Consider the following 26,427-nt stretch of genomic DNA (forward strand, 5'->3'; position numbering starts at 1 on the left):
ATGTTGGACATGGTGGAATCAGATGTAAATCTAATGAGTCATGATCTGGAACATTTTCTGGATGAGCTTTTATCTCATTCAGTTCTATAGACTCGCGTTCACTGGATTTTACCAGTTAGTCAAACGGCAGCTTTCCCCTATTTGACCTGAATTTGGGATAAGAAAACTGAGAATGAGCGCCGCCTTTTTCGTGTAAAATTTTGTTTCCGCAAACAAGTCTTAACCTGAACCGGGAGGCGCTCATGGACAGTTTAACTGAGCTTTATTGCCTGATCGACGATTTTTGCCGTGAATTTGAGCCGGCATGGCAACGGCATTTGCTGGCGATGGGGAAGAATCGGCGCCAACGGCCCGCCCTGTTGAGCCTAGCGGAGCTGATGACGCTCGCCATCAGTTGCGCTACCGCCAGTTCAAGCCCTTTTACCTGAGTTATGTCTGCCGCCATTTACGTGCCGAGTTTCCCAAGCTGCCGAGTTACCCATGTTGCGTGGAACTCCTGTCCCACTGTGCGGTACCGCTAGCGGCTTTGTTCGATCTTCTCAAGGGGCAATGCGACGGAATCTCCATTGCCGATGCGACCGCCCTTGCGGCCTGCGACAACAAGCGCATTCCGCGGCACAACGTCTTCAAAGGCTATGCCGAACGGGGCAAAACGTCGATGGGCTGGTTTTACGGCTTTAAGCTGCATGCCATCATTAATTCGAAAAGCGAATTGCTCCGAATCCAGTTAACGCCCGGCAATGTCGATGATCGCAAGCCGATGCCTGAACGGTGCCAAGGGCTGCAACTGATTACGCCGCTGAAGAAAAACATGAAACCCGTGCCCCGCACCGACTTTGACAAAGCCATTCTGCGCCGCCGCTCACTGATCGAGGCCGTATTCGATGAATTAAAAAATCTCTGCCAAATTGAGCATACCCGCCACCGCTCTCACTTTAATTTTATGGTCAACCTGATGGCGGGCATCGCTGCCTATTGCCTGTCCGACAACAAGCCCACATTGTCTCTGACCAAGGTCAATCTCTTGCAGTAAGCTTAATGGCTTATCCCGAACTCAGGTCACTACTAGATCACAAAAGTTAATCGAATAACATAATGAAAAAACTTCTTTTTCTTTTTGTGTTTGTGGTAATTCTTGTTTTGCCTTTTATCGCACAAGCACAAAATATGCCCTGTTCTGGCAAAAAAGGCGGAATTTCCCATTGCGATGGTTCCAGATTTGTTTGCAACGACGGCAGCTATAGTCGATCCCACCCAGAGTTTGCTCATACTGTTGATAGCCCTACTGCTGAAGCAAGTACCCAAATAACCAGACAAGACGAACTGTTAGAGCTGGACTATCAGGGCTTTGCTATCTGGTTGGATTGCCGACAGCGAGTGCCGGTGAAGTTTCGCTATAACGCTCAGCATGATACTGGCAGCGAAGCTCGTGCCAAAAATTTTCGTTGAGATCCGGATGTCTGACACTTGTTCCTATAAAAAATTGGCAAATTTTTGACGCCGAATTACAACTAATGCGATGGGAAAGGAGTTCTCACCGTTACCCATCGGCTAGAATTGCTAGGATCTGCGCAAATCCACTTAGATACTGCTGCTTGTATCTTGGTATCAGGAACTGGGACCCTTGTAGGGTTTTTATAAAAATTAACACCCATTTGGAACATGCCATCATCTGTTGCCAAAACCTCGGCTTCTAGATAATAAGACTGTTTATCAGCTGCTTTAGGCCGGGGCCAGACCGTATTCCAGCCATGAAAGAGTGAGTTAGGTTGTGTTCCAGTTGGAATTTCAATAATATTATCCACTAACTTGAAAACCGATCCGTGATTTTCACGTATCCATGCCGATGAGTTGCGCCATTCTGATTTTGGCATGTTATATCCCCATTTTAATGCCAATTTTAGAACCGCCTCCGTTTTTAGAACTGTTTTCGTTAGACATAGGGAATATATAGAGTGGAATTTGGACTGGTGTTGTAATGCTAGACATTTTAAGACTCCGTTAATAGAAAAAATATTCGATTATCTGCCGAGCGCGCTCGAATGCATAAATATGAAGCCGGTTGCTCCATGTATATAAAACTATTTTGCGGCGGGGCAATAGCGGTTTTCCGCTATTGCGTCCTTTCAACATGAAGATTGCAGGTTAATCTGCCGCTTCCAAAGATTTGAAGCCCACCTGGTTGTTGCTCGGATCAAAGACCATGCCGTAAGCGAACAGCGGGTTGAAACCGGTATTGATGAAAGCGTTGTTAGCAGGATTGCTGATAACATGCACTAGTGTTGGTGCTGACGTGTTTACTCTGCTGTTATCCAATAAGGCGACATTACCGTTCGTTATAGCACTATTTTTTGTTGTATATACGGTTGTAGCGACGGCATTGCCAGGGGAAAGCTGCGCCGATGCGGTGCCTGTCAATGGGAAGCTAAAACTAGGCGCCGATCCGCTATTGGCATTAATTCCAAGCGCGATATTGGCGGTATTCCAATCTGGATTTGTGCCGGGTGAAGGGAATAAAGTTCCCATATTATTCACCATCATCAGGTCCAGCCCGGTATCGATCAGCAGGGATACCGGCGTCGATTTCAATAATGTTGTTTCATTAGCGCCAGTCACGGCAATTGTGCCCTGAGGCGTACTCCAACTCCAGTCTTGGTAAGTTCCTTCGGAGCCCTTGGTCTGCGTTATCAGCGTTTGGAACGCAAATGAAGACGGGTTCGGATTTGAGGGATTAAGGCCAAGCTGAACTGTTTGGTGATCCAGATAATAGGAAGGATAGAGCAGCGTAGCATCCTTGGCGGAAATCAGATTAGCCAGAAATGCATTATCGGCAATCATAGGACGATCGAAGCCGACGCCCATCATGAAAGGACAACCGCTGATCGCGCCGATCACTTTTACGTTTTTAGCGATCACTTGTGGATTTCCGTTGCCATCGTCGCCTATGCCCAACGCCTCGACGTAATAATAGTAACCGATTATCGAATCGCCGGAAGGTTGATAGATAATAGCGGCCGGCTCGTATTTCGTGGTAACGCCGGGCAATAACGGGGATGCAAGGTGGGTTGCGTTGTATGTCGTCGTTCCGGTTGTTGAATCCTTGGAGGCGGACGATATAGCGGATATTGCCGCTTTGCCACCAACCAGCTGATATAAGGCTGCGGCCGGTATTACGATACCACATGAGCCGGTATCGATCTGCACCTGCAAGCCGACGTCATAGTTATAAGCGTTGTTTGTTTGGTTTGCGATTCCTATTTTGATCTTGAATTTTCCGGTAATGCTTTGATCGAACGGTATGTTAATCGGCGTAGCATAGTTAGTCATTTTTGTATACCTGGTTATTTAAGTTACTCAACGTAACGTGCGAAAGCCGGCACTAAAGCGGCCTTTAGCACGCGTCCGGAAGTTGCTGAATCACCGGCGATCCGGCCTAGCCCTTAAAATCACGGGCTTATGTCGTCAAAAAAGCCGAATAAATAAAAAAAGCACGGCGATTTTTGATTCTTATGCCGACGGCGGATAGCCGACGTCGCTAGCGATTTTCAGCGTATATTCGTAGTTATGAGCGCTATCGGCCGATAACGTCCAATTGAATATCCCTGCCAAACCTTCATAGTCCGACTGAGCCGGATAATCGGGCGTTGTCGGCTCGGTATCGATACCCCAGGCAATCTGGTTCTTTGGATAACCTAAACCCTCTAAGTCGCTCGGGAACGAGCCGCCATAGCATTGGGCATTGATAAGATCGAAATACTTCATATTGGTACTGTCGACCTGCGCGCATCCGCCGGCCGGCGTAATCGTGAAATAATAAGGTTTGTTGTCTTTCGTGCTTGCGGCATTAAGCGCATTGCGAATGTTTTCAATAACCGCATTAAAATTGCTTTGGGTAATAAAACCGGAACTTCCGCCGATGCTTTCATCGTCAATATCGAATCCATCCAATTGATATTGACGGATAAGAGCGACCACACTGGCCGGGAAACTGTTGACGCCGCTGGTGTAATCGTCACTGATATAGTCCCAGTCATTTTTGCCCCAGCCGAGCGAAATAAGAATTTTAATGCCGGGATTTACTTTACGCGCAGTAGAAGTAAGGAGTGGAAGCCGGGTCGGTTCGTCCGGCTGGCCTTGCTCGAGTTGAAGTTCGGCACCGCCTGCCTGGGTAGGATAAGCATGGGCAAACGCGACAAATATGGCGCTTATCTTATCGAACGGCATGCTTTCTGTAGGGGGAATGTATTGATTCGGGCCGGAGTTGTAAATAGGGTAATACGTGCCGGCATAAGGTGTTGGAAAGCTCATGAAAATTCCTCTTCATTGTGAATAGTTGAATGACGCAGGCCATTGGCTGTAGCCTGAAATCGACTATAACCACTCGAAAAAAAGAAAGCTTACAAAAGCCTACAAAGAAACGCGGGAGAGCGGAGAAATTGCCAATCGATGCGTGCGGTATTGTGGACAAAACGGTATATGCCGGTCGCCGGACATCGCTACGGATTAGACCTTCCAGGTTTTACGACTGCCAGGGATGGCGGCCGAAACTGCTCCCGGCAGTCCTCGGCATTTCCTCCATCCATGGAAGTCAGAAGTGTTGGTGCAGCCGGGAGCGGCTCCAGTAAAGACCTGGAAGGTCTGCCTTTCGGGCTATTTTTCGCCTAACATCAAGCCAGAAAATCAACTGGAAGATTGATTAGGAACAACTTGATAAGTCAGTACGCTGGCTACCTGAGGCTGGGTGACATCGATACCAAATGCCGCCAAATACCCCCAAACATGAATTATGCCCAAGTAACTGGTTACCGTGGAAAAATCAGAAATCGACGCTGGCGGCTGGGGAAATGTTTGTTGCGTAGGCGACGCGCTTGACTTAGAGGCAGCATAATAAGTAAGAGGCCAACTACTCGTCCAAGGAATCCGATGCGTCGTCATTGTCATATCGGCACCATCCCCCTTAGCCTGACAAATATTCGCAAGCAGATACAGGGCATCGGCTGCCGCAGGAATAAGATCGGCAAGCTGGGTTTTTATGGAAACTGTTATATCAGCAACTGTCTCGTCATCCCAGGAATAATACTGCATCGAACCTGGAGCCGTTGCTTGCGTTGCGTTATAAATGTATTCCCAAGCATGAGGTACTATATCCTGTATATTATAAACGAGAGCGTTTAGAGCGCTAACGCGGTTTCCGCTATTAAGGTTGGTCTCCTGTTGTACGCTAAAAGTGCTATCCCAGTTACTCGCAAAAATGGCATTTCCCGGCGTAGGTCCTGCCGTCGGCAATGCGCAGACCTGCGTACCAGCGGTCCAGTCGTGAGCATTATAGTTAGCGAACCAGCTTGCCAGCGTTGGCGCAAGCGCTCCCCCTAAACTGTGCCCAGTAAAAATCAATTTCGTTGTAGTAGAGGTTGGCGCCAGTTCGGACAGATACGCTTGAAGCGTTTGATTTACATTAGGTGAACAGCCGGATTGCACCAACTTATTCAACAAGTAATAAACGCCTTCGGCTGTTCCAAGTGAAATCTGGGCTTGTGCGGGATCGGCAGGAACAGGTGTTGGCGGATTATCAAGCGGATCAGGCCAGTTCACGCAATCGTTGGGGCCAACCTCAAAATCTTCATCGAACCAATCTAAGAACGCGGAAGGATCGGTACCGGCAATTGCCACGACATATGCATCTTGCGTCGTGCTGTAAACGATAAAAGCAGTATTATCGGCTTTTCCACTTTGGACATCTATCTCATAAACTCCCGGTCCCCAAACAACCTGCCAATCTCCACCAATCAATTGCGGGCCAAGTGTTTTAATAAGACCGGAAACTTCAATATTTTGATAAGCTTTGCCAACATTACCATCCATCAACGCGTCATATACAAAGTCGGCTACGTTCTGCTCGCTGCCTGTAACATGGCAAGAGCTGTTTGAAATCCAGTTAAACAAAAATACGGTTTGCGTAAGATCGAAACTATTTGAAGACATTATTGCTACCTCGATTTATTAAAAAATTAACTCAACGTTAAACACGGCACCAGCCTCGGTTTGAACTCAGCCAGCATTCGGTCGGGGTAACAGGGTTGCGCCCGTCACTTATCCAACACTACTGGACATGCGCTTTTCTGCAACCGGGAATTGTTTAACACCGTTTGCGAGACGGGACGATATGCATCGCGCCAAACGCCCATCCAGCGCTGCCTAGTTTCAGGTGATTTGTTAATATGTTGAACTACAGAGGTCATTGGCGATGACCTAAAATCGACTATAACCAATCAAAAAAAAGAAGCCCTACAAAAACCTACGAAAATCATGCGTCCAACGGATTCGCTCGGAAATTCTTTTTATTGCGGCAAGCTGATGAAATCCTTTGAGAAATGTGGTTTGTCGTGATAAGGAAGATATAGCCCGTTCCCATGCGTCCTTCCGCTATTTCCTAAATTTGAAAACCGGCCGGAAAATTGCCGGTAATCGGAATACAGGCTTCGTCTGTAAGCGCAAGCAAAGTTTGCACTCCCGATACAATAAAACCGGCACGAATGCGAACAAGAGCAGTGACGGTTCAAATATCCTTGCTGAAAACAAAATTGTAAAAACTTGAGTCTGCTAAGTGGAGATTCCGTTAAGGCACGAATACGGGACAAAGTAACTATTGGGCAGAGTTGTGTGTAGCGGTAAGCGTAACGCGCCACTATCATTAAGTTAAGGACGAGCAGTTCTTTCTCCCTGGTGAAGAAGGTTGGGATAAGAGGAGTCAAATAAACTTTTTGCCTTACTCATCGAATAGTTGATAGCCGGAAGGGCTAAGTGTGGAAGAATCAGAGTATGACCCTGGCAGGCATTCCTCCGGTCGTCTGAGCGTTGTTTGAGGCATCTTTTTCCGTCATAAGGAACGGGAAAATGCTGCGTTATGCGACGGTCACCTCGATACATAGCTGATAGCCCTGCCCACGCACAGCCTTGATCGGTTGATCGACGGCGCCCGCTTGCATGAGCTTCTTGCGCAAACGGACGATCTGGACTTCCAATGTGCTTTTACTGAGGTCCGCATCCGCTTTGCCGGACAATTCAATCAATTGCCAGGATTCCAGCCGGCGTCCAGGAGCACGGGCCAATGCCGACAACATCGCCGCTTCATGCGCGGAAAGGCCGACGCCGCCCTGGGAGCCTTGCAAAAATAACCCGGATCGGTTTAGCACAAACCCAGGACGATCTTGTTCGCGGCGTTTTATCCGCCTTGCCAGGGCGCCTACCGCGGCGCCAAGCTCTTCGACCGAAATCGGCTTGGTCAGGTACAGATCGGCGCCGTTTTCGTAGCCGGACAGTTTTTCACTGATTTGGCTGCGCGCGGTCATCATGATGATGCCGACATCCGGTTGCACGCTTCGCAGGCGGCGCGCGAGGCTGATGCCATCCTCGCCCGGCAGGTTCAGGTCGACGACCAGCAGGTCGATCGGAAACGCGCCGATTTCGTCAACCAGCGCTTCGGCACAATCGACGCCGACCGCGTTATGGTTCATGTTGCATAATGCTTCGACGGTCACTTCGCGCAAGGCGTCATGGTCTTCGACCACGACGATGTTCAGAGCGGTATCCATAGTTCAAACCTTACTTCATTTTCAAAAGGGCAATAGCGGATCCAGCCGCCAAGCTGTTCGATCACGCTGCGCACCAGGTACAGGCCAAGCCCCGAACCGGTCTTGCCTTGGGCGCCGGGAGCGCGGTAATACTTGTCGAATACGCGCTGCGGGTCGGGCATGCCGGCCGTGCCGGAAGCGTTGGCGATGCGTTTCAGAATGCCGCTCCGCCCTTGGTGTTCAAACAGGCTGACATCGATACGCACGGCGCTTTGCGGTTCGGCGTATTTGAGCGCGTTGTCGATCAGGTTGCCCACGGCAATGCGTAACAGTTGCGGGTCGGTTTCGAGCGCCGGCAGCGTTTCGGACTGAATCATCAGCCGTTGCGGCGTGGCGCTGGCGCTACGCAGTTCGGCGAGCAATTGGTCTACGCGGCAGGGTTGGCGTCTTGGCGCAAGCTGCTTCTGCTCCAATTGATCGGTTTGCAGGCAGCGCTCGATGATCGCATCGACGTCCCGCACCGATTGCTGGGCAAGATTTTTGACGGCGGCCGTTGTTTGTTTCATGCCCAAGGCCATGCGGATCACCGATAGCGGCGTCTTGAGTTCATGATTCAGCATGGACATGAAGCGGTTTTGTGCCTCGCGCTGGGTCCGTTCGATGTCGAGCTGCTGCCGGGTCAACGCCAGTTTCAGCAGCGCTTGTTGACCTTCATGCACCAACTGGCGGGAGCGAAGGTGCAAAAGAATGAACATCAGGCTCGCCGTAATAGAGCCAAGTACCAATATGACGTTCAAGTTCCATTCGATAGCCTTGACCCAGCCCAACACCGGTAATTGGGAAATCACCAGCGAAACGGCTTGCAGACTGTATACCGTGCGCAGGACACGGCGGCCGGGAATAACGTCTTTACGCGTGCTGAAAGCGAGGGCAAGTCCGACAGGAATAAACAACACAACCATCAGCGCGTTGATATGCAATGCAAGGCGCACATAGCCGAAGGCCATGATCGCTAATTCACTCAACATCACCAGAACCATCGCATCGAATCCGCGCATGATGAATTTCGACGGCGCGAAAGGCGCCAGCAGTACGCGATGGAATATCGCGGAGAATAAACAGTTAGCCCATACCATAAGGCTGGTCAGATGATCGACCAAATCCGGCGGATAGGACTCGAGCAGCGGCGCGAATGCGCCCAGAAACGCGAAGTTAAGGGCAATATAGGTAGCCTGGTGAAAACCGAACCAGGCTACCACCCGTTGGCGGCTGGACAGGTAATCGTTGACGGCCCAGACCAGCAGCGCCAGCATGAAGCCCAAATATACCGTCTGATACAGAGTGAGCCGCATATCCTTGATCTGGGCCTGATGGGGGGCGAGCGCTTCGACATTCAGCAAGGAAGTGCTGGTGGTTTTGAGCCGCAAATAATAGACATTTTCCGGCTGGGTCGGTTTGATCGTAAAGCCCAATACCATAGACGCCCTTTCGCGTTCCAAATAAGGCGTGCGGTCGCCGGTAACGCGGGTTTTCCATCCGCCAGGAACGGAGGGGGCCGCTTCGTACAGTTTTATTTCATCGAGAAAAGCGGGACGAATACGCAATATCAGTTCGCCGCCGTCAGCGCGCGGTCGCACTACGATACGTAACCAGTGGACTGAATCGGTATAACCTTTGGATAGAATAGGTTCAGAGGGTAGGAACTTTGCCTGAACGGCTTCTTCTATCGACAATGTGCCGGAGCGGTCTTCAAGAACGGTGCGCGAGACAATGAAGTCATCGCCCCAAGCAACGGAACAGAAACTCCAGACCATCGCCAAAAGCAAAAGAAAGGGAAGAGAACGCATGATTCAATGATCGGACTAAAAGTTGCCAGGATATAAGTTTTCAATTTTGTCTCTAAAGCCGGAAGGCAGACTTGGCCTTGCCGACTGCTCCGGTATTGCTAAGCCGCAGGGATGTGGTGAATAAAGAACTGACTGGAGCAGTTGCGGCCAGGCGCTCGCATTTTCGGCCGCCTACTACTTTGCAAGCGGAGCTTGCACGCCAAAACGCTCGAAAATTTTAGATAGCTTGCTTCGTAAGAGTGCGACTAAACGTAATGCAAGCCTATCGATCGGCTTGAGTTTCCGTCGGCTCCCTAAATTCTATCTTTAAAAATCAGTTGCTTAAAATTCTAACGCCCCGTTTCCCAGCCGCGAGCTGCGGTTATATTTGCCCGGCCGGAAGCCTGGCTGGAGTTTTGGCGTTTTTTATATCGGATTAGAGCTTGCAGCGATACCAATGTCGTCATCCTTGAAAACTTTGGTATCTTATCGCTACTTTGGAATTTATACCACGATTACAACCGCTTAAATCGCTATCGAGCAATCGTCGTCACGCGTCTGGAAGGAGCCATGGTTCTTGATAAAACGCTTTGTTCCGTTCCCGCAACGCGTCTCGTCGGCAAGGGCTCTCCGGCGCTTGCCGACGGGTTCGAGCAAGTTTGGAGAGCCTTACTCCGGCTTGTATCGAGATGGGTATAGCAATGAATGTTCAGCTTACCGCAGGCTTTAACCTACAAACCAAACAACTCCCGCATCTTTTGTCCCGGACTTTCCGCGCGCATGAACGCTTCGCCGATCAGGAAGGTGTAAATGCCGTTGTCCAGCATCAACTGCACGTCTTCGGGCTTATGGATGCCGCTTTCGGTGACGATCAGGCGGTCGGCCGGAATATCGGCTTTCAGGTCCAGCGTGGTTTGCAGCGAGGTTTCGAACGTGCGCAGGTTGCGGTTGTTGATGCCGATCAATTTAGTGTCCAGTGTTAACGCGCGTTGCAGTTCTTCGGCGTTGTGGACTTCGACCAATACGTCCATGCCCAGTTTGGCCGCGGCGTCGGCCAGTTCGTGCATTTGCCCGTCCTCCAGCGCGGCGGCGATCAGCAGGATGCAGTCGGCACCCAACGCGCGCGCTTCGTGGATTTGGTAAGTATCGATCATGAAATCCTTGCGCAACACCGGCAGCGGGCAGCGTTCGCGGACCATTTGCAGGTACACTTCGGCACCTTGGAAGAACTCCTTGTCGGTCAATACCGACAAACAGGCCGCGCCGTTCATCGCGTAATCCTGGGCGATCGTGACCGGCTGGAAATTCTCCCGGATCACGCCCTGGCTGGGCGACGCTTTCTTGATTTCGGCGATAATCGCCGGTTTTTTCGCCAAGGCCTTGCTTTGCAGCGCATTGTAGAAGCCGCGCGGGCTCTCGACGCCGGCGGAAACTTCTTCCAGGTTGGCGACTGTCATCGCTAATTTGCGTTTGGCGACTTCCTCGGCTTTTTTCTCGAGGATTTTTTTTAGGATGTCTGGCGTATCGGTCATGGCTCTCGTCATTGTTATTGGTTTTTTGAATAAGCGATCAACGCGTCGAATTTGGCTTTCGCGGCGCCGCTGGCGATCAGTTGTTGGGCTTTGTCCACGCCCGCGCTCAACGAATCGGTAATGCCGGCCGCGTAAATCGCAGCTCCCGCGTTCAGCGCGACGATGTCCCGGGCTGGGCCGGCTTTATTTTCCAGCACCGATTTTACCATCTCCAGGCTGGTCGCCGCATCGGTAATGGCCAACTCGCCCAACCCGGCGCGCTGCAAGCCGAATTGTTCCGGCGTGATCGTATAAGTGCTCACATTGCCGTCTTTCAGTTCGGCGACCGTCGTCGGCGAGGTGATGCTGATTTCGTCGAGGCCGTCGTCGGCGTTGACGATTAGCACATGCTTGCTGCCGAGTTTTTTCAGCACCTGCGCCAACGGCTCGACCCATTGTTTGGCGAACACGCCGATCAACTGGTTCGGCGCGCCGGCCGGGTTCGACAGCGGCCCGAGCAGGTTGAATAAAGTCCTGACGCCCATTTCCTTGCGGGCGTTGCTGGTGTGCTTCATCGCGCCGTGGTGTTTCGGCGCGAACAAAAAGCCGACGCCGATCCGGTTGACGCAGTCCGCGACTTGCTCGGCGTTCAAATCCAGATTCACGCCGGCGGCTTCGAGCAAATCGGCACTGCCGCAACTGCTCGAAGCCGCGCGGTTGCCGTGCTTGGCGACTTGGCCTCCGGCCGCGGCGACGACGAACGCGCAAGTCGTCGAGATGTTGAACGTGTTCGCGCCGTCGCCGCCGGTGCCGCAGGTATCGATGACGTGGTCGCCGCGCACCGGCACTTTGGTCGCCAACTCGCGCAGCACTTCGGCCGCGGCGGCGATTTCGTCGACGGTTTCGCCTTTGCAGCGCAACGCGATCAAAAAGCCGCCGATCTGTGCGTCGGTTGCGTTGCCGGTCATGATCTGGCGCATCACGGCGCGCATTTGTTCGGAACTAAGGTCTTGCTTGTTCAGCAGGGCTTGCAGGGCTTGTTGTATTTGCATATGAGTTTATTTATTTGTCCACGAAAGCCAAAAGTAGGCGCCTCTAGGCGACACGAAAAGCACGAAAAACGTTTTTCGTGTCTTTCGTGCTTTTCGTGGACTGCGATTATCAAAAATCAGCTGGTCAACGCATCCTGCAACCGCTGGTAAATGCCGCCGAAGCTGCCGTTGCTCATCAATACGAAATGTCCGCCGTAGCGCGCTTCGAATTTGAGCTTGGCGATAATCTCGTCCAGCGATGTGCAGATTTCAATATTGCCGGCGTATTTTTTCAGCGCGCCCAAATCCCAGCCCAATCCGTCCGGCTGGTAGATCAGCGCAAGGTCGGCATTACTCAGCGATTCGGCCAGCGTTTTGGTATGCACGCCCAGGCGCATCGTGTTCGAGCGCGGCTCGACGATAGCGACGATGCGCTCGGCGCCGACTTGTTTGCGCAAACCGTCCAGCGTGGTTTGGATCGCGGTCGGATGGTGGGCGAAGTCGTCGTATATCGTCACGCCATTCCCTTCGGCTCCGCTCAGGGCAGGAATGTTGGCGATGACTTCCATCCGGCGCTTGACGTTCTTGAACGCTGCCAGCGCGGCTATCGCATCGGCCGCCAGAATGCCGACGTGTTTCGCGGCCGCAATCGCCGACAATGCGTTGTAAACGTTATGCTCGCCGGTCAATGCCCATTGGACGCGGCCTTGCAATTGCCGGTCGAAGAATATGTCGAATTCGCTGCCGTCGCTGTTGACCAGTTCGGCGTTCCAGCCGGCATCGCTGTTGATCGACGACCGAACCACCGGCGTCCAGCAGCCCATCGCCAGCACGTCGTCGATATTGGCTTCGCGTTTCGGGCTGATAATCAGGCCTTCGCCCGGTATCGTCCTGACCAGATGGTGGAATTGTTTTTTGATTGCGTCCAGGTCCGGGAAAATATCGGCGTGGTCGTATTCGAGATTGTTCAAAATCGCGGTCCGGGGCCGGTAATGGACGAATTTGGAGCGCTTGTCGAAAAACGCCGAATCGTATTCGTCGGCTTCGAGTACGAAAAAATCGGACTCGCCCAGGCGCGCCGAAATACCGAAATTCAACGGGATGCCGCCGATCAAAAAGCCCGGCTTGAAGCCCTGGTGTTCGAGTATCCAGCTCAACATGCTGGTGGTTGTGGTCTTGCCGTGGGTGCCGGCGACGCCCAGCACCCATTTACCTTGCAGCACATGCTCGGCCAGCCATTGCGGACCGGACACGTAGCGCAGCCCGCGATTCAGCACGGCTTCGACTTCGGGATTGCCGCGTGACAACGCGTTGCCGATGATGACCAGGTCCGGGTTGCTGTCGAGGTTTTCGGCCCGGTAGCCTTCGATCAACCGGATGCCTTGCTGTTCGAGCTGCGTGCTCATCGGCGGGTAAACGTTCTGGTCGGAACCGCTGACTTCATGGCCCAATTGCCGGGCAATCACGGCCAATCCGCCCATGAAAGTCCCGCAAATGCCTAAGATATGAATATGCAATGTCTTGTCCTTGCTTGGTTATTTTTTTTCTGCCGGTTTCGCGCCTGCACCGTCTTTCGGAGCCGCTTTCGCATCCTCTATCGGTGTTTGTTCTTCTTCTTTTTTCTCATCCGTTGCCCCGGCCTTTTCGAGTATTTTAATGACTTTTTCATGGCCGATTTTTTTTGCCCTGGCCATGACAGTCGCATTCTGTTTATCAACCGCATTCACATCGGCACCGGCTGCAATCAATGAATTGACGATCTCTTCATCGCCAAAAACCGCTGCATCCATCAATGCGGTCGTTCCCAAATTATCGGCAATGCTGACGTCGGCGCCATAGGCCAGCAATGCTTTAACAATCTTTACATTGCCGTTGAAACTCGCGGCCATCAACGCCGTACGGCCGCTGGCCGTCTTTCCGTTAACGTCGATTCCTTGCGCGAGTAAAGCTTCCGTTCTCTCAAGCTTGCCCATCATCGCCGCGGCAAATAAATCTTTTGCGTCTTCCGCCTGGGCAGCCAGGGACAAGGCCAATAACAAGATTAGAAAACAGTCTCTATATTTCATACTGAATAGTCGCTTGCGTTTAATGAAAAGTTACGATGAAATATTCAACATATAACCTATATGATCTAATAATGAACGAAAAAAACAAAATATTAGTTGAAGCCACGCCTTTTTTTATTGAAGCGCAATCCTCTCCGGAAGAGGACCGCTATGTCTTCGCCTATACGATCACTATTACTAACGTCGGCGAAATACCGGCCAGGCTTCTGCAGCGCCATTGGCTGATTACCGATTCCAACGGCAAGGTACAGGAAGTCAGGGGCGACGGCGTCATCGGCGAACATCCTTATCTCAAACCCGGAGAATCTTTCCGCTATACCAGCGGCGCTATGATAGCAACGCCGGTCGGCACCATGCAGGGCGCTTATACGATGCATTCGGACGATGGCGATGATTTCCGCGCCGATGTGCCCCGGTTTACCTTATCTATCCCAAGAACCCTGCATTAGAGATGTCTATTTATGCTATAGGCGATATTCAAGGCTGTTTTGATGAATTATTAAGGCTCCTCGATACTGTTTCTTTTAACGCACAGTCCGATCAACTGTGGTTTGCCGGCGACTTGGTTAACCGCGGTCCCAAATCTTTAGAAACCCTCCGCTTCGTCAAGTCACTGGGAGATTCGGCGGTTACCGTATTGGGCAATCACGACTTGCATTTATTGGCGGCGTCTTGCGTGCCCAAAATAGCCAATAAAAAAGACTCGTTGCTGCCAATTCTTGAAGCGCCTGACCGGGACGAACTGATTCACTGGCTAAGGCATCGGCCGCTGTTTCATTCCAACGATGATTTTTGTTTGCTCCACGCCGGTCTTCCGCCGCAATGGGATTTGAAAAAAACCCAAAAAATGGCTTCGCTGGTGGAGCAAGTGTTAAGGTCTGACGACTATCAGTCGTTTTTAAATCAAATGTACGGCAATAAGCCTAACTTGTGGTCATCGAGCTTGAAAGGCGTTGATAGATTACGCTTTATCGTTAATTGCTTTACCCGGATGCGTTATTGCGATCTGAAAGGCCAACTGGATTTTATCCATAACGGGCCTCCCGGCTCACAGCCCAAAAACCTGATGCCGTGGTTCGAAGTGCCCAAACGTAAAAGCGCAAACATGCGTATTATTTTTGGACATTGGTCGTCTTTGGGATATTACGAAGGGGCAAACTGTTACGCGATTGATACCGGCTGCCTTTGGGGCGGCCAATTGACCGCGTTAAAGTTGGGCGAACAGATGCAGCGTTTTAGCATTGATTGCCCGGAAGCTAAAAAACCGCGTAAGAATAACTTGGCTGTGCCGAGTTAGCTTAAAATATAGATGAAACACGGATGACACTGATTAGACGGATTTAAACGGATTTTTAAAATGTTCTAATAATTTATCCGTGATTATCAGCCAAATCCGTCTCATCCGTGTTCTATCTCTTCATCTTTTCCAGCTTCAAAAAGCTGTAACTGAAGCCGGCATCGGCATCGTCCTGTATATCTTCACGCTCCACTTCGATCCACTGATCCGGATCAATTTCGGGGAAAAACGTGTCGCCGGGAAAGTCTTTATGTATTTGCGTCAAATAGAGCGTATCGGCAATCGGCAACATTGACTTATAAAAATCCGCACCGCCGATAATGAACACTTCGCCGCTATCGCGGCAACTTTCCAGCGCCTCGTTAATATCGTTAAACACCAGACAACCCGGTTGTTTATAGGACGGATTCCTGCTGATAACGATATTGGTGCGTCCCGGCAACGGCCGGCCTATCGATTCATGGGTCTTCCGGCCCATCAAAATCGGCGAGCCCATGGTTATTTTCTTGAATTTTTTAAGGTCGGCGGATAAATGCCAGGGCATTTGATTATTCAGGCCGATGGCCCGGTTGCTAGCCATCGCGACGATAAGTGATATTTTCATTTTAATGCAGTATGCTTTTAGTAATTTATTGCTACCCATCATACTATGAAAAATATACTGGTTGTATTTACCGGCGGAACGATTGGCTCTGTTGCAACTGGCGGCACGATTAATACCGAAGGCAGCACATCGTTCCAATTGATCCGGCTGTTTGAACAGCATTATGAAAATCACCGGCAAATCCATTTCGACACGATCCAGCCGTTACAGATATTAAGCGAAAATCTTGCTCCCGCTGCCTGGAATACGCTGATTCAAGCCATAGAAACGGCCCGGCCCGATCAATACGACGGCATTATCGTTACTCACGGCACCGATACGCTGGCTTATACGGCCTGCGCCTTGAGTTTTTACTTTAACGCGATCGACATTCCAATGCTGTTGGTTTCCAGCGATTATCCGTTGGCTCATGCCAAAGCCAACGGGCTTGAAAACTTTATCTGCGCCGTTGAGTTTATCCTGCAAAGAAATGAAACCGGTGTTTTTGTGCCGTATCGAAACCAACAACAAACGGCCCAATTGCATCGAGGCTCCCGCCTAACCTGTTCTTTACAACTCAGCGGCGATTTTTTCAGCGTGCAGGACAAAAGCTATATGCGATTTGAAAACCGGCAGTTTTCATTGCCGAATCCCCCGGAGCAGCAAACGCCGGCCCGGCATGTCCCGCTAAAAGCCGATTTTTCGGCGCGCATCTTAATGATCAAACCCTATCCGGGGCTCGATTACGGCAGTTTTAACCTGAACAATGCCGATGCTGTTTTGCATGACCTATACCACTCCGGCACCGCTTGCGCTTCATTGCAATGGGGCGAAAACTATTCGTTGCTTGAATTCATCAAGCGCTGCAAACAGCAAGGCATTAGCGTTTATCTTGCTCCGGCGCTTAAATCGGCCGATGCCTATCAAAGTACCCAAGCTCTAATTGAGCAAGGCGCAAAAATAATTTGGAACATGTCGATTGAGGCTGCTTATGTGAAATTGCTGTTGGCTTACGGCAATTGCGATCATCGGCAAGAAATAATGGATTTTATCGATGCGGATGTTGCCGGCGAACACCTTTAGCCGGGCTTGTGCGGATAAACATCGCGGCGTAGACCTTCCAGGTTTTTACTGGAGCCGCTCCCGGCGGCTCCAGCACTTCTGATCTCCATGGCAGTCGTCTTAACTGGAAGGTCTTAAAGTTTATTCGGCAATAAAACGACTTTGATAATCTTCCATCGAGCGCCTGATCACTTCATGCGCTTCTTCCCTGCCGTACACATTGGTTATTTCGCAGGAACTCTTCTCGCTCGGCAACTGTTTATAAGTCAAAAAATAATGCTTCAGCCGGTTGATATACGATTCGGGACAATCCGACACGTCGCGCCATTGCCGGTAAAACTCGTCGCCTTTCATGACCGCGATGATCTTGTCGTCGGCCTCGCCTCCGTCCAGCAAGCGAAAACCGCCGACCGGAACGGCCTGTAACAGAATATCGCCGTGCGTCACGCTACGCTCGCTTAAAACGCAAATATCCAACGGATCGCCGTCGCCTTTGGTAACCGGCTTGCCGGACATTAATGCCGCATATTCGGCAACCCTGTCCGCGCAATAGGTCTGCGGAATAAAGCCGTAAAGCGTAGGAACCGTGTTGGAAAATTTTTGCGGCCGGTCGATTTTAAGGTAGCCGGTTTCTTTATCGACTTCATACTTAACGGTATCCGACGGCACAATCTCAATGAAGGCCGTCACGACGTCCGGTGTATTGTTGCCAGGGCTGATGCCGTGCCAAGGATGCGCTTTGTATTGTATATTCATGAGTAATGGTTGGTTTTCTTAGAGAAATGGACAGCACCTATCTTAAAACTAAGTTGAGCAACTTGTCCGCTCAAACCCTACTTATGCCCTTTGGGTATAAAGCTGAGTCGAGCGGCGTATCCGCTCATACGAAACTTATGCCCTTTGGGTATAAACATTAAATAGAAATCGGCGCTTTAATATGTTCATGCGCTTGATAGTCAACGACTTCAAAGTCCTCGTATTGATAATCGAATATCGATTCGGGCCTGCGTTTTATTTTCAATAGCGGCAACGTATAAGGCTGACGGCTTAACTGTAAATTAGCCTGCTGCCGATGATTAAGATAAAGATGCACGTCGCCCCCGGTCCAGACAAAATCGCCGACGTCCAGATCACACTGCTGGGCGACCATATGCGTCAATAACGCATAACTGGCAATATTAAACGGAACGCCCAAAAACGTGTCGCAGCTGCGCTGGTAAAGCTGGCAAGACAGTTTGCCGCCGGCGACGTAAAACTGGAAAAATGCATGGCAGGGAGCCAAGGCCATCTTTCCTAACGCGACGTTCTGCTGCGGGCTGATACTCTCATCCGGCAAATCCGCAACATTCCAGGCGGAAACGATTATCCGGCGGCTGTTCGGCGTTTTTTTAAGTTGTTCGATAACTTGTTGAATCTGGTCGATATGCCGGCCGTCAGGCGCCGGCCATGAACGCCATTGATGCCCGTACACAGGGCCTAACTCGCCGTTTGCATCGGCCCATTCGTTCCAGATACTCACATTATGCCGATGCAAAAAGTCCAAGTTAGTATCGCCTTTTAAAAACCAAAGCAATTCATAAATAATTGATTTGAGGTGTATCCTTTTAGTTGTCACTAGCGGAAAACCTTCCGCCAGCGAAAAACGCATCTGGTGCCCGAAAATAGACAGCGTACCGCTACCGGTCCTGTCGCCTTTTTGATGACCTTCAGCCAAGATTTTATCTAATAATTCCAAATATTGCTTCATGTGTTTTTTTATGACTCTGGAGGGCGACAAAACGTACGGATCAGTTGGGTATCTCGACAGGAATATTATCCTATATTCGCACGTTCAATAAGTTTTATACCCAAAGAGCATAAGTAGGGTTTGAGCGGACACGCCGCTCAACTCAGTTTTATATTTCACGCTATAAATACCTATTGGTTCCGCTACAAGGTAATGCCAATAATTAAAATTTTACCATGTTTAATAAGTAAACACCGGCGCAAAGATATTTTATTTATGAATTTTTGAGGCCGCTTAGGTTGAGTCTAATCTTATACCCAAAGGGTATAAGATTCGTATGAGCGGATACGCCGCTCGACTCAGCTTTATACCCAAAGGGCATAAGTAGGGTTTGAGCGGACAAGTTGTCCAATTCAGCTTTAAGCCGGCAGCGATCAACAAACAGAAAAGAAACGATTCATATCATCTCGCCTATTGGATACAACATCATTATCTAGTATTCCTGCAATACCTTCCTCATAGGAAAAACAGCCTGACAAACCAATTGTCGCTATTACTTATCAGTATTCGTACCAATAGAAATAATTTATCGCAAAGCCATATTATTAGCTACTGGTTAAATCATGGTTAATATAATACCGGTAATTGTTTCAGAATAAACAAGTGCTTTAATTATAAATATTAAGCATCGATAAAGCCATTTTAGATTCCTACATAAAGTTCGCTGATTACCATTCCATTCAGCACATAAACGAATTTCATGCAAAGCCTAGTATTTTTCAACTTAGAGAATACTCTCGAGAACTAATATGAGCCAACCTGAATTACTGTCATGGAAAAGTAGCAATCAAGAAGAATTAAAAATTACAAAAAACTGGATAAACGAATTTCTATGCAGCCCTCATCCCGCATTAGGACGCACGGGGGATGTCTGCCCATTTACAAAAGAAGCCATTGATAAAGATAGTATCTATTTTTCGCTGGAAAAGTCTTTTTACCTGAACCAAGAGGACGAGATAAAGAAGATAACCAGTCAAATCAGATTATTCAAGGGATTAAAAATCAATAATGAAAACTATAAAGTGATAATAAATGCTTATCCTTATATTGATAAAAGTGAATATAATAAAATCGAACTGATACAAAACAAATTAAAGCCGGTATTTGTCAAGGAAGGTTTGATGATTGGACAGTTTTATCCGGGATGCAGAGAAAAGGGTTTATGGAATGATAACTTCTTTCCGCTTGATAGTCCTGTTAGTCTATTAGCTATTAGAAACATGGCAATAACCGATATTGCCTTTTTGATGTCGGATAATAGTTATATAGAAAAATATTTACAGGTATTCGAAAAAAAAGGAGAAGATTTTTTAACAAAATTTATGGAGCGCAAGAGATCGCCTTGATTAAATATAACAGTCATTTACCAGCCGGTTAGCCAGCATCCGATATTATTTTTAATATATTTTTAAACGCTATTTCATCTTATGTCATCAACAATACATGCAATAAAAGATAACCTCTATGTGAACTCTGTTTATATAGATAAATTAGGGCTGTCGTTCAACCAGTTTATATTAGTATCACCGGACCAAAGCATAACAATTATAGAAACAGGATTCAGGAAAGATTTTAATCAGCTATGTAAAAACATCGCATTTACCGGGCTGCAACCTGAAAATATAAAAAACATAGTCATACCGCATTTCGAAGCCGATGAAATGGGAGCAGTGCCTGAAATATTACAAATCAACAAAAAGGTAAATATCTATGCTCACCCTATTTGCGCATTTGGTTTAAACGATGTTTTTGATGCAAAGGCTAAACCGGTAAAAGACAATGAAGTTATATCCGTCTTCGCAGGATGCTCTTTAAAATTTATCCATACAAAACATGTTCACCAATGGGATAGCCTTGTTGTTTATTGGATTGAGCGGAAAATATTATTTTCTTCCGATTTGTTTATACAAGCCGGTGAGTTTACCGGTATAAAAACAAACGACTGCACGGCGGAAATCATTAATTCGATCAAAAAAGACAACTACTTACCTTCACATAGCCATCTGCTTAATGCGTTAAATAAAATAGAAGAAAATGAAATCGAAATTATTTTGCCAATGCACGGGTCAGGGTTATCGAATCATATTGGTCTTTATATCGATTCATTGAAAAACCTGGATTTCAATGATGTTTAGGATCAATAATCGGTGACGGCGCCGTGACCCGGCTCCATTCGGTTAAAACTTAAGGCTGGCGGCCGTAACTCAGCTTATACGCTTGACTGTTTTTTATGCGCAAAATAAAACAACGCCGCACCGATCAAGATCATCGGCGTTGACAGTATCTGCCCCATCGTCAACCAATTTAAAGCCAAATAGCCTATTTGCGCATCCGGCATTCTGAAAAACTCGATAAAAAACCTGAAGCAGCCGTAAAAAAACAGCGCCAGGCCGGTCGTCGCCATAGCAGGTCTAGGTTTGCTTGAGTAGACCCAAAGGATTGCGAACAGTACAAGGCCTTCCAAGAAAGCTTCGTACAATTGCGAAGGATGGCGAGCCAACGTGCCGCCGTTAGGAAACACCATCGCCCACGGCACATCGGTAGGCCTGCCCCATAATTCGGAATTGATAAAATTGCCGATACGGCCGGCGCCCAAGCCGATAGGCGCTAACGGCGCGATAATATCGGTCAATTGCCATAGGCTGCATTGCTGCTTTTTGGAAAATAGCCACATTGCGACAAAAACGCCCAACATGCCGCCATGAAAAGACATGCCGCCTTGCCATATCTTAAACAGTACCAACGGATTATTCAGGAAGCCGGAAAAGTTATAAAACAGGATATAGCCGATCCTACCGCCCAAAACGACGCCGAATGCGCCGTAAGTTACCAGGTCTTCTATCGCTTCCGGCTTAATCGGCGACCAGGGCTGTTCGGCGCGTTTTTGCCCTATAAACCATACCGCGGCAAAACCGATTAAATACATCAGGCCGTACCAATGAATCTTTACCGGACCTAAACTTAAAGCAATGGGATCAATTTGGGGAAAATTCAGCATAATCGTCGAATGAGTGATTTTTGAAAAGGCGGCTATTAATGGATGATTTATTGTTCAATTTTAGTGTTGTTATCTCGGGATATGTCATCTTGTTATAAAAATGAAAGCATCCGGAACCATGCCGTTAAGTAACTTCCGAGCACCTAACGGCACAGGTTGATAGTTATTATCCAAACTCGTGGGTTTACTTATTATATCTTTAGCTCCATCTACCAGCCTAATAAGATATGTCTTGAGTAAGAGCGGATTAATTACAGCGTTGCGTAATATGGGCAGGAAGTGGAAGCGGCCGCCGAATATCGCCATTAATCGTTATCAACCGAGCTGCCGATATATTCGACTTTTACTTGGGCCAATCCATGCAGTCCTATTTCTTTTGCCGCATCATGCGATAAATCAATCAGCTTGTTTTTCTTGAAGGAGCCGCGATCATTGACCAATACAATAACGGGCCGGCCATTATGCAAGTTAGTCACGCGTACTTTACTGGGTAACGGTATGGTCTTGTGCGCAGCTGCTAATCAAGCCGCTTGCTGGCATGGCAAGACCAAGCAATCCGGGGCGAGAATAATCCCTGGCATCATGAAAAAAGTGTGACCTGCGTATCACGGCTTATACCCAAAGGGCATAAGTAGGGGTTGAGCGGACACGCCGCTCAACTCAGCTTTATCTTCTCCGTTTATGGTTAATTTGTATGTCCCTATCTGACCCGTTCCAGCATCTGTTGATATTAACACGATGAATAAATCCGAGGTTATTGCAATCCGGGCTGGTTTTCGGAGCCGATGAGAGTGCCTCCATTAACGTGGCAATCATTAACGACTGGATCGTTGGAAATAGTGCGGCGGCAAATTTGCCGCCGTGCTATTTCCTGTTCTAAAGCTTATTTCATCATTGATCTTCTGAATCTTCCATCCAGTTTTCTATTGGCATCTTGAGATAACTGGGAGGCTTGATTAGCGGCCGCTTCCGCAGCGGCTGACTTTGCCGCCGCGTCGGCAGCTGTAGCTTGCGCATCGGCCGCATCGGCCGATGCTTTTTTCACGGAAGTATCCAGGCCGTTAACTTGCGACTGTAAATTTTCAATATCCGAAGTACTCGCGCAGGCCGTAACCAGACTAAAAGCCAAGGCAATCACGGTTAACTTTATTACTTTTCTCATGTTATTTTTTTCCTTACTCAAGATTATTACCATCAAAGAATATTCATTCCCTAATTTTTCGAAACCGGCGTTACGTACAAACCGCAACGGCTGAGTCAAGGTTACATAAACAACATGAAAGGAAACCTGTAGGTTTAATTAAGATTAAATGAAGATAAGGGGATAACTCAGGGGCACCGGCAATGCCGTTAAGTTAAGACTTGTTCCGTTCGTCCTGAGCCTGTCGAAGGGCGAGCGGAACAAGTCGTTAAGCCGCTCATGGTTCGCAGGGCTCTCCTGAATTTATCGAAGCCTGCCGTGAGCTTGTCGAATGGGGCTCACCACGAACGGCTTAACTTAACGACATTGGGGGCTCCGGGGGAAGGCGGCTGTTTCCCCGGTGTTGTATCGCTATAGGTAGGTGTCGTCGATGTCTTTTTTTCCGGTCAGCATGGTTTTAACCAGTTTCTCTTTATCGATGTAACTGGAAACGACGACGCCAGAAATGTGTAAAAACACTAGCAATAGCGTCAGGTTAGCGAAAACCTCATGCAGCTCTTCCCAATACTCTTCGCCTTCTTCCTTGTTATCTTCTTTTTCGTCGATAGGAGCAGGGTTGCTCGGTTGTATTTCAGTCCGGGCTTGTGTTGCCGATATGGCGAGCGGCCCTTTATTATTTTCTACGGCGTATAATTTCAAACCGGTCAAGGCAGTTACAGCCAAGCTGAGTAACAAGGCGACCACCATCGCACCGCCGGCGGGGTTATGGCCGATATAATGCTGCGGCTTGAACGCTATCAGATTTTTCAGGTATGCAACAATCTTAACCGGGGAATATATAAAATTACTGAAACGCGCATACTTTCCGCCTACAAGGCCCCACAGTATTCGCGCGAGCACGTAAGCTGCCACGACGTAGCCTGCCCATACATGCAGGGCCATAAAATCATCTTCGGTAAAGTAGGCTGTAAAAAATGCAATTACTAAAGTCCAATGTCCAATACGAATTAACGGATCCCATACCGTTAAGGTTTTTTTATTACTTGTCATGTTATTTTTCCTGATACGTTGCCGGTACAAATTAATTAAGCCAAATATTGCGTTAAACTGGTTTCTTTGGCATCCGTCATCCGACGTATAGGCGATTATCTATGGCACTTATTAACGATAATAAACGGTTTATACAGTGGGCTATTGCACTCAGCCTTTTTGTTTCTGTGCTGATTACACTTGATTTTATTGGCGACTATCGCGATGGCGTTGCATGGACGCATTTACTCACTGAAGTGCTAATTCTGACGTTCTCTCTGGCTGGCATCGTCTATTTCGGCCGGCTTTATCATCAATTTGCGCAATCCAAAATCAATTTGCTGAGGCAGGATTTGGCATTGGCCAATCAACAAGCTCAACAGTGGCGCGAGGCGAATCGCGGGCTTATCGAGGGTTTGGCGGCTCAAATTAAAAAGCAGTTTGATAGTTGGCAACTAACGCCGGCTGAAGCGGAAGTCGGCATGCTGATGTTAAAAGGTCTCAGCTTTAGCGAAATTGCCGGTCTGCGTAACGCAAGCGAGCGTACCGTACGCGACCAGGCCCGGGCGATTTACCGCAAATCCGGGCTGGCAGGACGCACCGAGCTGTCCGCTTTTTTTCTGGAGGATTTACTATTGCCACGTCAGTAAGAGTAAAGCGTGAATTCCGTTGATACGCCAGATTTGAGCGCGAAAACTTATGCGACCTTTTATATATGTGGTGGCCCCGCTATAGAGCAGTCGCAGGCTGCATTTTTACATTGCACGTTTCTACCGGGCGGGGCGAGCGAAGTGAAGCGCGCTGCACGCTTCACTCCTCAAACGTCTACGAATCGTCAACCTGATCGGCCAGCTCGGCCAGTTTCTTAACCGATTCCGATAATTGTTCAGCGTTTTCCGCCCGTATCGTTGCATGGGCCACTTTGCGGCCTTTGCGCGGGGCTTTGTCGTACAGATGCAGATGCGCATGCGGGATCGCCAGCACGTCTTCGGTCGCAGGCAGGCCGCCGATGAAGTTGACCATCGCCGCATGGCCTACCGGCGCGGTCGAACCCAGCGGCAAATCCAGGATCGCGCGCAAGTGGTTTTCGAACTGGCTGGTTTCCGCGCCTTCTATCGTCCAATGGCCGGAGTTGTGCACGCGCGGCGCAAACTCGTTGGCAAGCAGCTTGCCGTTCACGTCGAACAGTTCCAGCGCCAGCACGCCGACGTAACCCAACGCTTCCAGCAAGCGCGATACGTAGTCTTCGGCTTGTTGTTGCAGCGGATCGTTCGCTCGGCATTCGGATACGCGCAGGATGCCGCCGCGATGCAGGTTTTCCGATAGCGGATAGAACACCGTTTCGCCGGATACGCTGCGCACGGCGATGATCGACACTTCGCGCTTGAACGGCACGAACGCTTCGACGACGGACGGCACGCCCTGCAACAGTTCCCATGCCGGTTTTAAGTCGTCGGGCGATTTCAGCACCGATTGGCCTTTGCCGTCGTAGCCTTGGGTGCGGCTTTTCAGGATGGCCGGATAGCCTATTGTTGTCATCGCCTGTTCCAGGTTTTCAAGGCTGTCGATCGCTGCATAATCAGGCGTCGGGATGCCGATGTCGTGGAAGAAGGTTTTTTCGAACAAACGGTCCTGGGCCACTGCCAAGGCTTTAGGGCAAGGATGCACTTGCGTGTGCGAGACTAAAAATTCGGCAACGTTGGCCGGCACGTTCTCGAATTCGTAAGTGACCACGTCGGCGCGCTCGGCCAATTGCGCCAGCAATGCCGGATCGCGGTAATCGCCGACTAAAGGCTCGCCCAACCTATTCGCGCAGGCGTCGGCGGACGGGTCCAGGAACACGAATTCCAAGCCCAACGGCACACCCGCCAGAGCTATCATTCTGGCCAATTGGCCCGCGCCCAATACACCCACTCTCATAATGCGTCTCCCGGTCTTGGATCTGAGTGCGCAAGCACCGATTCGGTTTGCTCATTCCTGAACTTGTTTAAGGCGTCCTTATAGTGGACATGTTTGTTACTGATGATGGCCGCAGCCAGCAAGGCCGCGTTGATTGCGCCGGCTTTGCCTATCGCCAAGGTGCCGACCGGAATACCGGCGGGCATTTGCACGATGGATAATAAAGAATCCATGCCGTTTAGCGCTTTGGACTGCACCGGTACGCCCAATACCGGCACTGCGGTTTTTGCGGCGGTCATGCCGGGCAAATGCGCGGCTCCGCCCGCTCCGGCAATAATCACTTCCAGGCCCTTGGTTTCGGCTGTTTCGGCATAATCGAACAGTTTATCCGGGGTACGGTGTGCCGAAACGACTTCAACTTCGTGAGGGATGCCGAGCCGCTCCAGGGTTTCCGCAGCAAAGCGCATGGTTTCCCAGTCGGACGTCGAGCCCATGATGATGCCAACCAATGCGGTCATCTGTTACTCCTTATTAAGCAGGTAATCATAAATGTCTAAATAGCATGTAGGCCGGAATAAGTCTGTTTGAGCGGGAGCGAAAACAGGCGTTTCCGGCATATTGCATAGC

The 26,427-nt window shown here is 49.3% G+C and carries 26 protein-coding genes and 2 pseudogenes; 9 read left to right on the plus strand and 19 right to left on the minus strand.

What is annotated here, in order from left to right; all coding sequences use genetic code 11:
* Positions 1 to 242 precede the first annotated feature (242 nt).
* Both EKO24_RS09815 and EKO24_RS22570 read left to right on the plus strand, forming a co-directional pair.
* Positions 243 to 1,033: pseudogene (locus EKO24_RS09815) on the plus strand (transposase).
* Between the two features lie 62 nt (positions 1,034 to 1,095).
* On the plus strand, positions 1,096 to 1,449 hold the full coding sequence (locus EKO24_RS22570) for a YdcA family protein (protein ID WP_127030164.1): 354 nt from the start codon (positions 1,096 to 1,098) through the stop codon (positions 1,447 to 1,449).
* A gap of 62 nt (positions 1,450 to 1,511) precedes the next feature.
* Here the strand turns inward: EKO24_RS22570 and EKO24_RS09825 are convergent, their stop codons facing one another.
* The 3 genes from EKO24_RS09825 to EKO24_RS09835 all read right to left on the minus strand — a co-directional run bounded on the left by EKO24_RS09825 (position 1,512) and on the right by EKO24_RS09835 (position 4,308).
* The gene (locus EKO24_RS09825; protein ID WP_127030163.1) at positions 1,512 to 1,874 is read right to left on the minus strand and encodes a hypothetical protein; all 363 of its coding nucleotides are present in this window, start codon (positions 1,872 to 1,874) and stop codon (positions 1,512 to 1,514) included.
* A gap of 271 nt (positions 1,875 to 2,145) precedes the next feature.
* Entirely contained in the window at positions 2,146 to 3,327 is a 1,182-nt protein-coding gene (locus tag EKO24_RS09830; RefSeq protein WP_127030162.1) for a hypothetical protein, read from the minus strand.
* Positions 3,328 to 3,507: 180 nt separating this feature from the next.
* Positions 3,508 to 4,308 carry a glycosyl hydrolase family 18 protein gene (locus EKO24_RS09835; RefSeq protein ID WP_127030161.1) on the minus strand — a complete coding sequence of 267 codons (801 nt, stop codon included), beginning with the start codon at positions 4,306 to 4,308 and terminating at the stop codon, positions 3,508 to 3,510.
* A gap of 138 nt (positions 4,309 to 4,446) precedes the next feature.
* Between EKO24_RS09835 and EKO24_RS22575 the strand changes: the two genes are divergently transcribed.
* On the plus strand, positions 4,447 to 4,665 hold the full coding sequence (locus tag EKO24_RS22575; protein ID WP_127030160.1) for a hypothetical protein: 219 nt from the start codon (positions 4,447 to 4,449) through the stop codon (positions 4,663 to 4,665).
* A gap of 15 nt (positions 4,666 to 4,680) precedes the next feature.
* Here the strand turns inward: EKO24_RS22575 and EKO24_RS09845 are convergent, their stop codons facing one another.
* The 7 genes from EKO24_RS09845 to EKO24_RS09875 form a co-directional block, all read right to left on the minus strand.
* The gene (locus tag EKO24_RS09845) at positions 4,681 to 5,982 is read right to left on the minus strand and encodes a lipase family protein (RefSeq protein WP_127030159.1); all 1,302 of its coding nucleotides are present in this window, start codon (positions 5,980 to 5,982) and stop codon (positions 4,681 to 4,683) included.
* Positions 5,983 to 6,902: 920 nt separating this feature from the next.
* A complete protein-coding gene (locus tag EKO24_RS09850) occupies positions 6,903 to 7,592 on the minus strand; it encodes a response regulator transcription factor (RefSeq protein ID WP_127030158.1) in 690 nt (229 codons plus the stop codon).
* Positions 7,577 to 9,385, minus strand: coding sequence for a sensor histidine kinase (locus tag EKO24_RS09855; RefSeq protein ID WP_206667252.1), 1,809 nt, complete (start codon positions 9,383 to 9,385; stop codon positions 7,577 to 7,579). Before EKO24_RS09855 ends, EKO24_RS09850 begins: the two co-directional genes overlap by 16 nt.
* Positions 9,386 to 10,128: 743 nt before the next feature.
* Positions 10,129 to 10,929, minus strand: a complete 801-nt coding sequence (trpC, locus tag EKO24_RS09860) for an indole-3-glycerol phosphate synthase TrpC (protein ID WP_127030156.1) — start codon at positions 10,927 to 10,929, stop codon at positions 10,129 to 10,131.
* 14 nt (positions 10,930 to 10,943) lie between these two features.
* Positions 10,944 to 11,960: an anthranilate phosphoribosyltransferase gene (gene trpD / locus EKO24_RS09865; RefSeq protein ID WP_127030155.1), complete on the minus strand. Its 1,017-nt coding sequence runs from the start codon at positions 11,958 to 11,960 to the stop codon at positions 10,944 to 10,946.
* Positions 11,961 to 12,076: 116 nt separating this feature from the next.
* Positions 12,077 to 13,456, minus strand: coding sequence for a UDP-N-acetylmuramate:L-alanyl-gamma-D-glutamyl-meso-diaminopimelate ligase (gene mpl, locus EKO24_RS09870; protein ID WP_127030154.1), 1,380 nt, complete (start codon positions 13,454 to 13,456; stop codon positions 12,077 to 12,079).
* Between the two features lie 18 nt (positions 13,457 to 13,474).
* Complete coding sequence (locus EKO24_RS09875) at positions 13,475 to 14,005, minus strand: ankyrin repeat domain-containing protein (RefSeq protein WP_127030153.1); 531 nt, start codon at positions 14,003 to 14,005, stop codon at positions 13,475 to 13,477.
* A 71-nt stretch (positions 14,006 to 14,076) separates the two neighbouring features.
* Between EKO24_RS09875 and apaG the strand changes: the two genes are divergently transcribed.
* A complete protein-coding gene (gene apaG, locus EKO24_RS09880) occupies positions 14,077 to 14,454 on the plus strand; it encodes a Co2+/Mg2+ efflux protein ApaG (protein ID WP_127030152.1) in 378 nt (125 codons plus the stop codon).
* Positions 14,455 to 14,456: 2 nt separating this feature from the next.
* A complete protein-coding gene (locus EKO24_RS09885) occupies positions 14,457 to 15,302 on the plus strand; it encodes a symmetrical bis(5'-nucleosyl)-tetraphosphatase (protein WP_127030151.1) in 846 nt (281 codons plus the stop codon).
* Positions 15,303 to 15,414: 112 nt separating this feature from the next.
* On the opposite strand, the gene EKO24_RS09890 is transcribed toward EKO24_RS09885, so the two are convergent.
* A complete protein-coding gene (locus EKO24_RS09890; protein ID WP_127030150.1) occupies positions 15,415 to 15,906 on the minus strand; it encodes a dihydrofolate reductase in 492 nt (163 codons plus the stop codon).
* A 45-nt stretch (positions 15,907 to 15,951) separates the two neighbouring features.
* On the opposite strand from EKO24_RS09890, the gene EKO24_RS09895 reads away from it, so the two are divergent.
* Positions 15,952 to 16,968 (plus strand): asparaginase, encoded by a 1,017-nt coding sequence (locus EKO24_RS09895; RefSeq protein WP_127030149.1) that lies wholly within the window; start codon positions 15,952 to 15,954, stop codon positions 16,966 to 16,968.
* A gap of 120 nt (positions 16,969 to 17,088) precedes the next feature.
* Here the strand turns inward: EKO24_RS09895 and EKO24_RS09900 are convergent, their stop codons facing one another.
* A complete protein-coding gene (locus EKO24_RS09900; RefSeq protein ID WP_127030148.1) occupies positions 17,089 to 17,703 on the minus strand; it encodes an inorganic pyrophosphatase in 615 nt (204 codons plus the stop codon).
* A gap of 157 nt (positions 17,704 to 17,860) precedes the next feature.
* Positions 17,861 to 18,694, minus strand: coding sequence for a thymidylate synthase (gene thyA / locus EKO24_RS09905; RefSeq protein ID WP_127030147.1), 834 nt, complete (start codon positions 18,692 to 18,694; stop codon positions 17,861 to 17,863).
* A 788-nt stretch (positions 18,695 to 19,482) separates the two neighbouring features.
* Here thyA and EKO24_RS09910 point away from each other — a divergent pair.
* On the plus strand, positions 19,483 to 20,079 hold the full coding sequence (locus EKO24_RS09910) for a DUF6875 domain-containing protein (RefSeq protein ID WP_127030146.1): 597 nt from the start codon (positions 19,483 to 19,485) through the stop codon (positions 20,077 to 20,079).
* A gap of 81 nt (positions 20,080 to 20,160) precedes the next feature.
* The gene (locus EKO24_RS09915) at positions 20,161 to 20,868 is read left to right on the plus strand and encodes an oxygen-binding di-iron domain-containing protein (protein WP_127030145.1); all 708 of its coding nucleotides are present in this window, start codon (positions 20,161 to 20,163) and stop codon (positions 20,866 to 20,868) included.
* 74 nt (positions 20,869 to 20,942) lie between these two features.
* Here the strand turns inward: EKO24_RS09915 and lgt are convergent, their stop codons facing one another.
* From lgt to EKO24_RS09935, 4 genes and pseudogenes are all read right to left on the minus strand, one after another.
* Positions 20,943 to 21,731: a prolipoprotein diacylglyceryl transferase gene (gene lgt / locus EKO24_RS09920; RefSeq protein WP_127030144.1), complete on the minus strand. Its 789-nt coding sequence runs from the start codon at positions 21,729 to 21,731 to the stop codon at positions 20,943 to 20,945.
* A gap of 305 nt (positions 21,732 to 22,036) precedes the next feature.
* Positions 22,037 to 22,237 (minus strand): annotated as a pseudogene (locus tag EKO24_RS09925) (septal ring lytic transglycosylase RlpA family protein); the annotation flags it as partial.
* A gap of 377 nt (positions 22,238 to 22,614) precedes the next feature.
* Complete coding sequence (locus EKO24_RS09930; protein ID WP_127030142.1) at positions 22,615 to 22,893, minus strand: Lpp/OprI family alanine-zipper lipoprotein; 279 nt, start codon at positions 22,891 to 22,893, stop codon at positions 22,615 to 22,617.
* 390 nt (positions 22,894 to 23,283) lie between these two features.
* Positions 23,284 to 23,922 (minus strand): cytochrome b/b6 domain-containing protein, encoded by a 639-nt coding sequence (locus EKO24_RS09935; protein ID WP_127030141.1) that lies wholly within the window; start codon positions 23,920 to 23,922, stop codon positions 23,284 to 23,286.
* Between the two features lie 101 nt (positions 23,923 to 24,023).
* On the opposite strand from EKO24_RS09935, the gene EKO24_RS09940 reads away from it, so the two are divergent.
* The gene (locus EKO24_RS09940; RefSeq protein WP_127030140.1) at positions 24,024 to 24,551 is read left to right on the plus strand and encodes a helix-turn-helix transcriptional regulator; all 528 of its coding nucleotides are present in this window, start codon (positions 24,024 to 24,026) and stop codon (positions 24,549 to 24,551) included.
* A gap of 175 nt (positions 24,552 to 24,726) precedes the next feature.
* Here EKO24_RS09940 and EKO24_RS09945 read toward each other — a convergent pair whose 3' ends face one another.
* Complete coding sequence (locus tag EKO24_RS09945; protein WP_127030139.1) at positions 24,727 to 25,821, minus strand: 5-(carboxyamino)imidazole ribonucleotide synthase; 1,095 nt, start codon at positions 25,819 to 25,821, stop codon at positions 24,727 to 24,729.
* Positions 25,818 to 26,318: a 5-(carboxyamino)imidazole ribonucleotide mutase gene (gene purE / locus EKO24_RS09950; RefSeq protein WP_127030138.1), complete on the minus strand. Its 501-nt coding sequence runs from the start codon at positions 26,316 to 26,318 to the stop codon at positions 25,818 to 25,820. Before purE ends, EKO24_RS09945 begins: the two co-directional genes overlap by 4 nt.
* Between the last annotated feature and the right edge of the window lie 109 nt (positions 26,319 to 26,427).

Source organism: Candidatus Methylobacter oryzae (assembly GCF_003994235.2).
In the GTDB taxonomy this organism is placed as follows: Bacteria; Pseudomonadota; Gammaproteobacteria; order Methylococcales; family Methylomonadaceae; genus Methylobacter_A; species Methylobacter_A oryzae.

Coding starts and splice junctions, on each gene's coding strand:
- EKO24_RS09825 (WP_127030163.1), bottom strand. CDS start 1,874: ATGCCAAAATCAGAATGGCGCAACTCATCGGCATGGATACGTGAAAAT.
- EKO24_RS09900 (WP_127030148.1), bottom strand. CDS start 17,703: ATGAATATACAATACAAAGCGCATCCTTGGCACGGCATCAGCCCTGGC.
- EKO24_RS09915 (WP_127030145.1), top strand. CDS start 20,161: ATGTCATCAACAATACATGCAATAAAAGATAACCTCTATGTGAACTCT.
- trpD (WP_127030155.1), bottom strand. CDS start 11,960: ATGCAAATACAACAAGCCCTGCAAGCCCTGCTGAACAAGCAAGACCTT.
- EKO24_RS09835 (WP_127030161.1), bottom strand. CDS start 4,308: ATGAGCTTTCCAACACCTTATGCCGGCACGTATTACCCTATTTACAAC.
- EKO24_RS09945 (WP_127030139.1), bottom strand. CDS start 25,821: ATGAGAGTGGGTGTATTGGGCGCGGGCCAATTGGCCAGAATGATAGCT.
- trpC (WP_127030156.1), bottom strand. CDS start 10,929: ATGACCGATACGCCAGACATCCTAAAAAAAATCCTCGAGAAAAAAGCC.
- lgt (WP_127030144.1), bottom strand. CDS start 21,731: ATGCTGAATTTTCCCCAAATTGATCCCATTGCTTTAAGTTTAGGTCCG.
- EKO24_RS09910 (WP_127030146.1), top strand. CDS start 19,483: ATGAGCCAACCTGAATTACTGTCATGGAAAAGTAGCAATCAAGAAGAA.
- EKO24_RS09885 (WP_127030151.1), top strand. CDS start 14,457: ATGTCTATTTATGCTATAGGCGATATTCAAGGCTGTTTTGATGAATTA.
- EKO24_RS09855 (WP_206667252.1), bottom strand. CDS start 9,385: ATGGTCTGGAGTTTCTGTTCCGTTGCTTGGGGCGATGACTTCATTGTC.
- EKO24_RS09940 (WP_127030140.1), top strand. CDS start 24,024: ATGGCACTTATTAACGATAATAAACGGTTTATACAGTGGGCTATTGCA.
- apaG (WP_127030152.1), top strand. CDS start 14,077: ATGAACGAAAAAAACAAAATATTAGTTGAAGCCACGCCTTTTTTTATT.
- EKO24_RS09890 (WP_127030150.1), bottom strand. CDS start 15,906: ATGAAAATATCACTTATCGTCGCGATGGCTAGCAACCGGGCCATCGGC.
- EKO24_RS09875 (WP_127030153.1), bottom strand. CDS start 14,005: ATGAAATATAGAGACTGTTTTCTAATCTTGTTATTGGCCTTGTCCCTG.
- EKO24_RS22570 (WP_127030164.1), top strand. CDS start 1,096: ATGAAAAAACTTCTTTTTCTTTTTGTGTTTGTGGTAATTCTTGTTTTG.
- EKO24_RS09845 (WP_127030159.1), bottom strand. CDS start 5,982: ATGTCTTCAAATAGTTTCGATCTTACGCAAACCGTATTTTTGTTTAAC.
- EKO24_RS09935 (WP_127030141.1), bottom strand. CDS start 23,922: ATGACAAGTAATAAAAAAACCTTAACGGTATGGGATCCGTTAATTCGT.
- EKO24_RS22575 (WP_127030160.1), top strand. CDS start 4,447: ATGCGTGCGGTATTGTGGACAAAACGGTATATGCCGGTCGCCGGACAT.
- purE (WP_127030138.1), bottom strand. CDS start 26,318: ATGACCGCATTGGTTGGCATCATCATGGGCTCGACGTCCGACTGGGAA.
- EKO24_RS09895 (WP_127030149.1), top strand. CDS start 15,952: ATGAAAAATATACTGGTTGTATTTACCGGCGGAACGATTGGCTCTGTT.
- thyA (WP_127030147.1), bottom strand. CDS start 18,694: ATGAAGCAATATTTGGAATTATTAGATAAAATCTTGGCTGAAGGTCAT.
- EKO24_RS09850 (WP_127030158.1), bottom strand. CDS start 7,592: ATGGATACCGCTCTGAACATCGTCGTGGTCGAAGACCATGACGCCTTG.
- EKO24_RS09830 (WP_127030162.1), bottom strand. CDS start 3,327: ATGACTAACTATGCTACGCCGATTAACATACCGTTCGATCAAAGCATT.
- EKO24_RS09930 (WP_127030142.1), bottom strand. CDS start 22,893: ATGAGAAAAGTAATAAAGTTAACCGTGATTGCCTTGGCTTTTAGTCTG.